The sequence below is a fragment of the Arthrobacter sp. Soil762 genome (assembly GCF_001428335.1).
GTDB lineage: Bacteria > Actinomycetota > Actinomycetes > Actinomycetales > Micrococcaceae > Arthrobacter.
The window spans coordinates 283873-296272 of record NZ_LMSG01000001.1; the positions used below are offsets into that span (position 1 = coordinate 283873).

The following is a 12400-nucleotide window of genomic DNA, read 5'->3' on the forward strand; positions in this document are numbered from 1 at the left end:
CACACATCTTTAAGCCGCCAGCGTCTCTGCGCCAGAGCCACCTACCGCAGCCGCAATCCGCTGGGGTCAGTGCCCGCGAACAGAAGTTGCAATGACGGTCACCGCGTGCTCAACGGCATAGACGGGATCCCGCGAAAGTCCCTTGACCTGGGCATCGGCCTCGGCGGTGGCCTGGATGGAGCGGACCAGGCCCTCCGGGGTCCAACGGCGCACATCGCGCTGGGCCTGCTCCACGAGCCAGGGCTGCATGCCCAAATCCCGGGCGATCTGCGCCGGGGAGCCCTGGGCGCCGGCAACTTTTGCCACCGTCCGCAGCTTGGCTGCCAGTGCCGCCACCAGCGGAACGGGATCAGCCCCGGTGGCCAGTGCGTGGCGAAGGGTGGAGAGCGCCACTGGCCCGTTGCCGGCCATGGCAGCGTCCGCGACCTTGAAGGCCGTGGCTTCGATCCGGCCGCCGTAGTAGCGGTCCACCATCTCCGGGGTCACTGCTCCCGTGGCATCCGCGATGAGTTGGCTGCATGCCGCCGCGAGTTCCGAAAGGTTGGCGCCGACGGCATTGACCAGCGTCTGTACGGCGTCCGAGCTGATCTTCCGTCCAGCGCCCCTGAATTCCGTTGCCACGAAAGTGGCCTTATCCGCATCCTTCTTCAGGGGCTGGCAGTCAACTACCGGCCAACCGCCGGCCTTGACGGCATCGAGGAGCTTCTTGCCGCGGACTCCCCCGGCGTGGCGCAGGACGAGCACCGCATCCGGCTCCGGGCGGGCCAGGTAGGTCAGTGCGTCGGCCAGGAAGGCGTCGTTCATGCCTTCAACGCCTTCGACCTCGATCAGTTTGCGCTCGCCGAAGAGTGAGGGACTGACGTTCATGGCGAGGGTCCCGGCTTCGTAGGTGCCGGCCGCGAGGCGGCTGACTTCAACGTCGGGGAACGCCGTGCGCACCTGGGTGCGGATATGGTCCATCGCACGGATGCCGAGGTATTCCTCCGGTCCGCCCACCAGGACAATTTCGGCTGGCGTCACGTCCCGCCAGGTGGCCGTGTTGGACGCCGGAGTCTTGGTTCGTGTGTTCTGGGCTGCGGCCATGGTGGATTCCTCCCGGAAATTCTGCTGCAGTGTCTAAGCCTGCCACGGTGGGCCGCCGCCACCAAGCCGGGCCCGCGTCGGTTCGCGCCGCGCTGGCCTGGCCCGCGCCGGTCCGGCCAGCACCGGGCCAATGTGGCCCCCAAATGCCGTTCCAAGAGCTCCAACACCGATTCCGTCCGGGCGTGCAGTGCAAGGACCCACCTGAACACCTGACGGGGCCGGACGGCCAGCCACACACCGGCAAAGGTCAGCATGGAGAGCAGCACCATCGTCAGGAGGCCGAACGGGCCCTCGGGCCAGGGCAGCGCGGATCCCGGCAATCCGGCCGTGAGCCGCGCGGTTCCTGCGACTCCGGCGCTGAAAGTGCCTGCCACGGCGATCAGGACGGTGGCCAGCCACGGTGCGGCGACCACCAGAGGGACAGCTGCCGTTCCAAGCAATGTCACGGGTGCCACGAGCGGGGCTGCCATCAGGTTTGCAAGCAGCGAGTACGTCGAGAACTGGGGCTGCAGGAGCACAATCACCGGGCCGCACAGCAACTGCGCGGACAGCGGAACGGCCCAGGCGGCGGCTGCCCAGCGTGGAATAGCTGCCGGTGTCCAGTCAATCATCCGTCGGCCCAGGACGATGATGCCCAGAGTTGCGAGTACTGACAACAGGAACCCAAAGCTGGTACCAAGGCCGGGGTCGATCAGCAGCAGGCCCATCACGGCGAGGCAGAGGAAACTGAGTCCGCGGCCCATCCGGCCGCCTGCCAGCGATGCCACGGCGATTGAACCCATCAGCGCAGCACGCAGGACGCTGGCGTCCGGGCCCACAAGCACCACAAACATCGCCAAGCCGGTCAGCGCCAGTCCTGCCGACGCGAGCCGGTGCAGGCGAAGGCTGCGTGCAGCGATCAGCAGTGCGCCCAGGACCAGGCTGCAGTTGGCTCCGCTGACCGCGGTCAGGTGGGTCATGCCCACCGTTTTCATCGCCGCATTGAGCCCCTCGTCCAGGGCGCTGGTATCTCCGGTGACCATGCCCGGGAGGAGGCCGGCCGGATCGGCGGCAAGGAAGGACGCAGCGGAAACATACCTGACGCGCAGATCCTTCGCCACGAGCTGCCAGCCCGGGGCGTCGGCATCATCGACTCCGGCGCTGCCGCCGGTCCCGGAGCCGGCACGGGGTGGCAGGGAGGCCGACAGGACAGCGGCTTCCTGCTTGCCTGCGTCCGGGGGCTTCAGCTTGCCGGCAGTCCGGACCACCTGGCCGGGCACCAGGTCTCCCCAGCCCTTGCCGCCCATGACCACCACCGGGGCCCGCGTGCGGATGACCCGGCTGCTTACAGTGACCTCCTCCGTCTGCGCCGTTACCGACCACCGTGCGGGCGGCCCCGAAGTTCCCGGAATGGTCATGGCCCGCGGGGATCCGGTAACTTCGAGGATGGCCACCACAGAGTTGCCGGCGGCGGCAGCTTCGGCGAACGGCCCATCGTGGCGTTGTGACGAGGAGACAGCCGAATGGGCAGCGGCGGTCGCGGCCAGCACGAGGGCAACCGCGGTGGTCATAAAAAAGCTCCGCCGGCCTGCCACCAGCGCCCGGCCGCGCGTGGCCCGGATCAACAGGCACGTGGCCACCAGCACCAAGCCGCAACAGAGCCCCACCAGCGCCACAGGGCTAAGCCAGACGCCGGCGACGGCGGCACTCCAGACGAGGAGGCCAGGCAGTGCCAGCCTGACGTCGGTGCGCCGGCGCGGCGCGTCCGTTGGTGCACTCGATGGCTCCTGGCCCCGGAGTTTCGTCCCGACGCGGTCACCCAGCCTTCGGACCTTCAGCCCCGCGGCCTGGACCCCGGTGGGCGTAGTCATGGCGGGCGTATCCACGGGAGCCGGGAGGGCCGCGGGTGCCCCCTGGCCCTGCACGGCTGAGTCAACAAAGCGGCTCCACGGGCTGCTCCCTGCCATCTCAGACGCCCACCAGGGGAAGGAGTGCTTCGACCATCTTGGGCCCCACACCGTCCACGGCGTCGAGCTCCTCGACCGATTTGAAAGGGCCGTGTTCCTTGCGCCAGTCCACGATCCGCTGCGCCAGCACGGGCCCGACCTTCGGCAGGGCATCCAGTTCTTCAATGCCTGCAGTGTTGAGGTTGACCTTTTCTCCTGCCGACGCAGTCCCGCCGCCGCCAGTCCCCTCCCCCGTTTCCCCGGGTGTGCCGGAGGACCCGGCGGGGATTTCTTCGCCGGTCCGGGGAACGTAGAGCTTTTGTCCGTCCGTCAGCACAGCAGCAAGGTTGAGGCGGTTCAGGTCTGCGAAGGGTGTACCGCCGCCCGCCGCGGCGACTGCTTCGTGAACCCGGCTGCCGGCGGGCAACTGCACAATCCCGGGCACAGCGACGGCCCCGGCCACATGAATAATGACTATTCCGGCCGGTGGACTTTCCGACGGCAGTTCAGGCGGTCCTGCCCCGTGCGGCTCCTGGCCTTGGGTTCCGTCCTCCGCAGGCAGGCTGCCTTGGGCGGCAATGTCACTCAGTGGGATGACTTCGGGCTGGCCGGAAGCCACCTGTGACCAGAACCAGGCGCCGCCCAGCACCGCGAGTGCGGCAATAAGCAGGGCGACCCGCAGGCCCACCCGCCATCTCAGGGCCGGTCCCGTCCGGCCGGTACCGGGAGGGGACTCGTCAGCAGCCCCCGAAGCGGAGGCGTCACCCGGAACATGATTACCGCCGTCGTACTCAAAGACCTTTTCGCCACCGTCGGTGAGCAGAAGCCCCGGGCCGGCTCCGAGCGTGGACCGCAGCCGGTCGCGGGCATGCCGGGCCCCCTGGCGTGCTGCTCCAGCGTCCCGGCGTGACATGCACCCAACGCTAGGCAAGCAGGGCCGCGGGTGACAGTCCCGGCTACACCTATGTGGAAACTGGTGTAAAAGTGCCGGGAGCTCCGACTCCGGGGCTGCAGCCACCGCCCGTTGGGAAGATTCAGGAGGCCGGTGACGGGCTGGCATGGAGCCGCTAGGATTCGCATACATTAGACGCCCTATGAGTCAGAAGGTGGGACCAATGCAGCTTGACGATGTCATCGACCAGTTTCATCAAGCGGTAAATCAGTTTGCCAAAGGCAACCCGGAACCCGCCAAGGCCATCTTCTCCCACAGCAGAGATGTCTCCCTTGCTAATCCCTGGGGCCCTCCCGTGGTGGGCTGGGAGCGGGTATCAGGGGCCCTCGACTCAGCGGCGGCACGATTCAAATCTGGACGCGTCACGGCTTTTGACGCCCTCACCAAGCACGTCACAACCGATCTCGCCTGCTTCCTGGACATAGAACACTGGCAGGCCAAGGTGGGAGGAGCCGACAAAATGTCGCCGTTTGATCTGCGCGTAACGAGTATCTATCGCCTCGAAGGCGACACCTGGGCGCTCGTGCACCGGCACGCAGACCCGATCACCACACCTCAAGCCCCGGACGCCGTCTTGCGAAAATGACAGCCGGGAAACACGTCTACGTGGAAACCGCGGGGAGCTCGGACTCCGGCTCCGGGACATCCGGGCCGCTCTCCCCCACAATCACGGCCAGCACGCCGAGTCCAGCGTGGGCTGCCAGGACAGCAGGCAAAGAGCTGATCTGGGCCGGCGGACAGCCTGGCAGGGCCGCGGCCAGCCTGGCTGCCAAAGCTTCTGCCTCGGCCGGATTCCCGAAGTGGTGGACGGCGAGGCGGGCCTGGCCGTGAGGGCGCGCCGCGGCGTCCGCGGCGGCAATCTCCTCGAGCCTGGCGACAGCCTTTGCAGCCGATCTGACCTTCTCCAGCGGCACGATCTTGCCGTCGTCGACGGCGAGGATGGGTTTGATGGCGAACATGGTCCCCAGCAGCGACGCGGCCGCGCCGATCCGCCCGCCCCGGCGGAGTTGTTCAAGGCTGGGCACGTAGAAATAGACCTTGGTTCGCGCGAACTGCTCCGCCGCCGCGGCGGCTACGGCTGTGGTGTCGCTGCCTGCCGCGGCTTCTGCCACCGCGGCCTGCACACCCATGCCCAGTGCCATGCCCACAGTGGACGAGTCGAGGACTTCCACGGGAATGGTCACCCGGGTGGCCGCGAGCCGCGCCGCATCCGCCGTTCCGGACAAGCCGCCGGAAATGTGGATGGAGACCACCCCTTCGTAACCCAGGCGTTCGGCGGCCAGGAAGGCTTGTTCAAACTGCCCGGGGGACGGGCGGGACGTTTTGACCGACGTGCCACTGGCGAGTGCCAGCGCAATGGTTTCGGTGATGTCGTCTTCGCCCTCGCCGTAGATTTCCGCGCCCACCATAACAGGCATCGGGATGACAGTCAGCCGGCCGTCACCGGCCCAGGAATGCACCCAGTCCGCCGGCAGTGCGGAGGCCGAATCGGTCACCACTGCGGTACGGACGACGACGACGGGCGGGGTGGAGGGTGCTGCCGCACCGGCGCGCGGCGCGGGACGGAGAGCAGCCAGACGCTCCCGGAGCCAGAGCCACGCAGCGGCGTCACGGTCGGGCAAGAGCGCCTCCTGGTTTAGGGCCGGCCGCCGGTTGGGCCCGGCGGCCGGTGCCCCGGACTATGCCGGGACGATGTTGACCAGTTTAGGCGCTCGCACGATCACCGTGCGGATGCCGCGGCCGTCGAGCGCGCGCTGGACGTTTTCGCTGGCCAGCGCCAGTTCCCGCAGTTCATCTTCGCCGATCCCGGGCGAAACTTCGAGGCGGTCACGGACCTTCCCCTGGACCTGGACCACCGCGGTGACGGTCTCCTGGACCAGCAGCGCTTCGTCGTGCAGCGGCCAGCCGGCGTTCGCCACGGACGCCGGGTGCCCCAGGACGTTCCACATGTCCTCCGCGGTGTACGGAGCGAAGAGGCTCAGGATGACGGCAACGGCTTCCGCAGCCTCGCGCACGGCGGGATCCGCACCGCCGGCACCGGCAGCTGCATCTATGGTCTTGCGTGTTGCGTTGACCAGCTCCATGAGCTTGGCCACCACCACGTTGAACTTGTTGGTGTCCAGCAGCGCGGCGGCGTCAGCGATGGTGCGGTGCGTGACGGAGCGCAAGGCACGATCACCGGCGGTCACATCGGCACCGGGCTCGCTGCTGACGTCCTGCGCCAGGCGCCAGGCACGGGCCAGGAACTTTGCGGAGCCCGACGGCGAAACGTCCGCCCAATCGACGTCGTCCTCCGGCGGGGACGCGAAGATCATGGTCAGGCGCACGGCGTCCACGCCGAACTTGTCCAGCTGCTCACTGAGGTCAACGCCGTTGCCCAGCGACTTGCTCATGGCCTTGCCCCCGTTGAGGACCTGACCCTGGTTCAGCAGCGCACTGAAGGGTTCGTCGGCGTCGATCATGCCCAGGTCGTGGATGACCTTAGTGAAGAACCGGGCGTACAGCAGGTGCAGGATGGCGTGCTCCACGCCGCCCACATACTGGCCCACGGGCATCCACTCGTTGATCTTCGCCGGATCGAATGGCCCCTCGGTGTACTGCGGGGAAACAAACCGCAGGAAATACCAGGACGAATCCACGAAGGTGTCCATGGTGTCGGTATCGCGCTTTGCCGGCCCGTGACAGTTGGGGCAGTCAACGTTGACCCAGGACTCGGCGGCGGCCAGGGGGGACGTACCCTTCGGGGACAGGTCCTCGCCGCGCAGGTCCGCCGGCAGCCTGACAGGCAGCTGCTCGTCGGGAACCGGAACCTCGCCGCAGACAGGGCAGTGGATGATCGGGATGGGCGTGCCCCAGAAACGCTGGCGGCTCAGCAGCCAGTCCCGCAGGCGGAAGTTCACGAACTTCTCGCCGGTACCCTGCTCTTCCAGAATGTCGATGGCAGCCGGGATGGCCTCGGCCTTCGGCAACCCATCGAGGACGCCTGAGTTGATCAGGGTGCCCTCACCCGAGGTGGCTTTGCCGGAAACACTGGGATCCTCTTCACCGGTATCCAGCACCGCACGGACGGGCAGGTCGAACGTCTTGGCGAAGTCGAGGTCGCGCTGGTCGTGGGCGGGGACTGCCATGATGGCGCCGGTGCCGTAGTCGGCCAGGACGTAGTCAGCGGCCCAGACCGGAAGTTTTTCGCCGTTCAGCGGGTTGACAGCGTAGCGGCCGGTAAAGACACCGGTCTTTTCGCGTTCGGTGGACTGGCGTTCGATTTCCGTGAGTGCCTTCACCTGTTCGCGGTAGGCGTCCAAGGCGGCGGCGTGCTCCCCGGTGACGAGTTCGACGGCGATCGGCGCGTCAGCTGCGACAACAAAGAACGTGGCGCCGTACAGCGTGTCCGGGCGGGTGGTGAAGACGGTGACGTCCTTGGCGGGCTTGCCGCCGACGGCCTCGATCACAAAGTTGACGTGGGCACCTTCGGAGCGGCCGATCCAGTTTTTCTGCATCGCCAGAACCCGCTCGGGCCAGTGGCCGCGCAGCTCGTCCATGTCATCGAGCAGCCGGTCGGCGTACTCGGTGATCTTGAAGTACCACTGGTTCAGGGACTTCTTGGTGACGGGGGTGCCGCAGCGTTCGCAGGCACCGTTGACCACTTGTTCATTGGCCAGGACGGTCTGGTCCTTGGGGCACCAGTTAACCGGCGAGTCCTTGCGGTATGCCAGGCCCCGCTCGTAGAAGCGCTTGAACAGCCACTGGGTCCAGCGGTAGTACTCGGGGTCCGAGGTGTGCACCCGCCGGGACCAGTCCGCGGAGATCGCGTAACGCTTGAACGACGCTGCCTGGGTGTCGATGTTGGCGTAGGTCCACTCGCTCGGGTGGGCATTGCGCTTGATGGCGGCGTTTTCCGCCGGCAGGCCGAAGGAGTCCCAGCCGATCGGGTGCAGGACGTCGAAGCCCTTTTGCCGCAGGTACCGGGCCACAACATCGCCCATGGCAAAAGCCTCGGCGTGGCCCATGTGCAGGTCACCCGAGGGGTACGGGAACATGTCCAGCACGTAGCGGCGTTCGCGGGAACCATCATCCACAGGGGTGAAAACCTTAAGGTCTTCCCACACCTGCGGCCACTTGGCCTCCATCGCCGCGAAGCTGTAGGCGCCCTCTTCGGGTGTTTCCGCCGCCACTGCTGCTGTTCCGGTCTCTGTCTCCGGCTGAACGCTCACTGCTGCCCTCTTCTGTTCTGTTGTGGCATCGGTGCTGCCACAACGGTCTGATCCCCTCTGCTGCCGGCCCGGAAACATGCCCGGACACACAAAAGCCCCTCTCCATGGAGGGGCAGCCGCACGGCAATCCGGTTGTTTCCGGACACCGGGCGGCTAGCTAAGCAGAAGGATCGCACGCATAGGACTACTTTAGCCTACCCACTGCAGGTGGGCTGGCCCCGGCTAGGGGAACGCGCCAGTCCGGGCCGGGCCATGGGCAAGTGCGGGTGGTCAAGGGCACCGAGGATTTCTCCAGTTCCAGACCGGCGAGATCCTCATGGCCAGTGCCGGCACCGTCGAAGTGGACAGTGCTGCCGGGTCCATTAGGTAGCCCGGATCTCTTCGCCAAAGAGAACCCTGAAACGGCGCGGCTCAATGGGGTAGATTCTACCCTTGCCAACCCCGCGCAATCAGTCCACAGTATTGTCAAGTCTGTGGGGAAACAAGACGGTCTCAGGTCGAGGAGCCTGACATGTATTCTTGGCGTTTATGTCCCGCACAACGTTGTGATGGACTGAAGAATCCGCACTTAACCTCTGCGAAGAATTAGCGAGGGACTAACTGTGTTTGGCTGGGTTACCCGGTTCAGCATGCAGTTCCGAATCTTGGTTCTCGCCCTCGCGGCGGGCCTTATTACTTTTGGCATCGTGAACGTTCCACATATGGCCGTGGACACCATGCCGGAGTTCGCCCCCGCACAGGTAGAGATCCAAACTGAGGCCCTAGGGCTCTCCGCGGTTGAAGTTGAGCAGCTTATTACCGCACCGATGGAAGCAGACCTCCTCAACGGGGTGGCCTGGCTGGACGAGATCCGCTCGAAATCCGTCCCGGGGCTGTCGTCCATCGAACTTGTGTTCGAGCCCGGCACGGACCTCCTCCGCGCACGCCAGTTGGTCGCGGAACGGATGACGCAGGCGCACGCGCTGCCTAACGTCTCATCGCCGCCGCTGATCATGCAGCCCATGTCCTCCACCAGCCGCGTGCTGATGGTCAGAATGAACTCCAAGGAGCTCTCCGGCATTGAGATGTCGGTCCTGGCCAGATGGAAAATCAAGCCGCGGCTGATCGGTATCCCAGGCGTGGCGAACGTGTCCATCTGGGGCCAGCGCGAACAGCAGCTGCAGGTTGAGGTCACTCCGACGCAGTTGCGCGACAAAGGCATTACCCTGGAGCAGCTAATTAAGACCACAGGCAACGCGGTCTGGGTATCGCCGTTGAGCTTCCTGGAGGCTTCGACCCCCGGGACCGGCGGTTTCGTTGAGTCGCCCAACCAGCGCCTTGGCATCCAGCACGTCCTTCCCATCCGCACGCCGGCCGACCTGGCCAAGGTCAGCGTGGAGGACACGGACCCGCAGTTGCTCCTGGGCGACATTGCCCAGGTCAAGGAAGACCACCAGCCGCTGATCGGAGACGCCGTTGGGGCAGACGCCGGCCTGATGCTGGTGATCGAAAAGTTCCCCGGCATCAGCGCCCTGGAGGTCACCCGTAGTGTTGAGGCGGCCCTCAAGGACATGGAGCCGGGCCTCACGGGCGTCCAGATCGACACCTCCGTATTCAGGCCTGCGACCGGCGTTCAGGACTCCGTCAACAGCCTCGGCCTGGCGCTCCTGATCAGCCTGCTGATTGCGGTAGCACTGTTTTGGCTGCTGTTCCGGTCCTGGCGGGTCGCCGTGATCGCACTCGTGGCCATCTCCACTACCGTCACGACGGCGGCGGCGGCGCTGTTCGCCCAAAATGCAACACTTAACGTCACCGTCCTGATGGGAATTCTGCTCGGCACGTCCGTGATCGTGGGCGACATCGTGGAAGACGTTCAGGCCCACCGACGACAGCGCGCCGTCCGCGAGTCGACGGACGCCGAGGCTACCCCGAGGTCGCGCAGCAGCTACATCGTCCGCGGGGTCCGCACACCGCTGTTCCACGCATCGCTGATGATGGTGGTTGTCCTTGTTCCGACCCTCTTCGTGACCGGAGTAGGCGGCTCGTTTCTTTCGCCGCTTTTCTGGTCGTTGGCGCTGACGCTGGCCGCCGCGCTGATCGTAGGCTTGTCCGTCACACCGGTACTGGCGTTTTTCCTCCTTCCGTCCAAGCCCGCCACCGACAGGGAACTTCCCGCCGTCGGACGTGGGAAGGCGCACTACGACCGCGCACTGGCCGGGGTTAACTCCCGGAAGCCTCTGGCGATTGTGGCCATCGTGGTCGTGGGGATCCTTGGCGTCGCCGCCGGCTCGCAACTGGCAGGAAACCGGCCGCTCGTTCCCACCATGCCCGACCGGACCCTGTTGGTGCAGTGGGACACCATGGCCGGGACGTCCAATGACGAAGTCCGGCGGATCGCTGCCCTGGCATCCGATGAACTCAGGGCCCTCCCAGGGGTTTCGGGCGTCGGCGGTCACGTGGGACGCGCTATCTCTGCAGATCAGGTGGTTGGCAACAGCTCTGCTGAGTTGTGGGTGTCGATCGCACGGGACGCCAACTTTGGCGAAACGGAGAAGGCGGTACGGGACGTGGTCCAGGGCTACCCGGGCATCGCGCACAACGTACTGAACTACTCCCAGCAGACCGTCGGCGACATGCGCTCCAGCCTGGAGCCGGGATTCGCGGTCCGCGTCTACGGAACTGAAATGCCGGTGCTCCGTGAAAAGGCAGAAGAGGTCCGCCAGGCCCTCCAGAAGATTGACGGTGTGAACAACCCGACGATCGACGCTGCTGCCATGACCGCGATCGTAGAGGTCCAGGTCAATCTCGAGGCTGCCCAAAAGTTCGGCATCAAGCCCGGTGACGCGAGGCGCGCCGCTGCGACACTGATGCAGGGCATCGTCGTCGGGAACCTCTTTGAGGAGCAGAAGGTGTTCGAAGTGGTTGTCCGCGGCGCGGTTGGCATCCGGGATGACCTGACCAGCATCCGTGAGCTGCTCCTTGACGCTCCTAATGGCGGCCACGTCCAACTGGGCCAGGTCGCCGACGTTCGCATGGTCCCCAGCGAAGTTGTTATCCAGCACGATGCCACCTCGCGGCGGATCGACGTCGTGGCTGATGTCAGCGGACGCCCGCTGGCAGATATCCAGCGGGATATCGAGGCGGCCATCCAACAAATCCAGTTCCCGCTCGAACACCACGCCGAGATCCCCACGAAATACAGCCAGCTGCAGGCCGCAGACACCCTGGTTCATGGACTCGGAATCGCGGCCATCCTGGCTGTACTGCTTCTGCTTCAGACTGCAGTGCGGAGCTGGAAGCTTGCCCTAGCCGTCTTCCTGACGCTTCCCGCCGCGATGGCGGGAGCAGCGGTCGCCGCATGGATCGGGGCGGAGTCCCTGTCCTGGCTGTCGCTGACGGCGTTTGCGGCCGTGGTGGCCATCGCTGCACGTAATGCGGCGCTCCTGTCCGCGCGTGTTGACGAACTCTGGCGGGAGTCCGAACAGATGTCACGCACTGACCTGGTCATGACGGCGGCCCGGGACCGGATATCGCCGATCCTGAAATCCGCCCTCATTACGTTCCTCGTGCTGATACCGCCCGCCTTCCTCGGCGGCGCGGTAGGCCAGACCCTGATCGTGCCCATGCTGCTGATCATAGCCGGCGGGCTCGTGACCACAACGCTCGTGGGGATCTTTGTGCTCCCCCTGCTCGCACTCTGGTTCGGTCCCCGCACCGAGCCGGAAGAGTGGTCAGAGGTCTACGAATCGGAAGTTCCAGTCACCCCTGTTATGCCGGAAAAGGTGGAAGTATCATGACCAGCAAAAGGACCCTGCGGCGCCTGCCAGTGGCGGCCGCTGTCTGCGCAGCACTGCTGTTTTCACTGCCCGCCTGTGCTCAACCCTCGGCCATGGCGGAAACCGCATCTGAAGCGGCTGCCAAGGTGGAGAAGAATGCCACCACCGGCATAGCACGCATCACGCTGAGCCAGCGGGCCATTGAACGGCTGGAGCTGGCCACCGACACGGTCAAGCCGGGTGCGGGGGGCGCAGGCGTCCTGTTCCCATACGCAGCGCTGCTGTACGACGCGCAGGGGAAGACGTGGGTTTACATCAACGCCGAGCCACGGGTGTACGAGCGCCAGTCCGTCACGGTGACCAAAATCGAAGCGGGCGCGGTCACAGCCAGTGTCGGCCCAGCTGTTGGAACGCCTGTGGTAACAGTAGCCGCGGCTGAGTTGTTCGGCGCAGAGTTCGTTACGGGCAAATGAC

General features: G+C 65.8%; 8 protein-coding genes. 3 read left to right on the top strand and 5 right to left on the bottom strand.

Translation table 11 applies throughout. The features are described from left to right. Positions 1-66: 66 nt before the first annotated feature. The 3 genes from holA to ASG77_RS01340 form a co-directional block, all read right to left on the bottom strand. The gene (gene holA, locus ASG77_RS01330) at positions 67-1083 is read right to left on the bottom strand and encodes a DNA polymerase III subunit delta (RefSeq protein WP_056340156.1); all 1017 of its coding nucleotides are present in this window, start codon (positions 1081-1083) and stop codon (positions 67-69) included. Then, positions 1017-2933, bottom strand: coding sequence for a ComEC/Rec2 family competence protein (locus ASG77_RS01335; protein WP_235564226.1), 1917 nt, complete (start codon positions 2931-2933; stop codon positions 1017-1019). Before ASG77_RS01335 ends, holA begins: the two co-directional genes overlap by 67 nt. Positions 2934-3030: 97 nt before the next feature. Next, the gene (locus tag ASG77_RS01340) at positions 3031-3921 is read right to left on the bottom strand and encodes a ComEA family DNA-binding protein (protein WP_056340162.1); all 891 of its coding nucleotides are present in this window, start codon (positions 3919-3921) and stop codon (positions 3031-3033) included. 202 nt (positions 3922-4123) lie between these two features. Between ASG77_RS01340 and ASG77_RS01345 the strand changes: the two genes are divergently transcribed. Beyond that, positions 4124-4546, top strand: a complete 423-nt coding sequence (locus ASG77_RS01345) for a YybH family protein (RefSeq protein WP_162254910.1) — start codon at positions 4124-4126, stop codon at positions 4544-4546. Positions 4547-4562: 16 nt separating this feature from the next. Here ASG77_RS01345 and ASG77_RS01350 read toward each other — a convergent pair whose 3' ends face one another. Together ASG77_RS01350 and leuS are read right to left on the bottom strand one after the other, a co-directional pair. Then, entirely contained in the window at positions 4563-5582 is a 1020-nt protein-coding gene (locus tag ASG77_RS01350) for a DegV family protein (protein ID WP_056340168.1), read from the bottom strand. A gap of 57 nt (positions 5583-5639) precedes the next feature. Next, on the bottom strand, positions 5640-8171 hold the full coding sequence (leuS, locus tag ASG77_RS01355) for a leucine--tRNA ligase (RefSeq protein WP_056340172.1): 2532 nt from the start codon (positions 8169-8171) through the stop codon (positions 5640-5642). Between the two features lie 629 nt (positions 8172-8800). Between leuS and ASG77_RS01360 the strand changes: the two genes are divergently transcribed. Both ASG77_RS01360 and ASG77_RS01365 read left to right on the top strand, forming a co-directional pair. Further along, a complete protein-coding gene (locus ASG77_RS01360; protein WP_235564228.1) occupies positions 8801-11947 on the top strand; it encodes an efflux RND transporter permease subunit in 3147 nt (1048 codons plus the stop codon). Further along, complete coding sequence (locus ASG77_RS01365; RefSeq protein WP_056340177.1) at positions 11944-12399, top strand: hypothetical protein; 456 nt, start codon at positions 11944-11946, stop codon at positions 12397-12399. Before ASG77_RS01360 ends, ASG77_RS01365 begins: the two co-directional genes overlap by 4 nt. Position 12400: the final 1 nt, after the last annotated feature.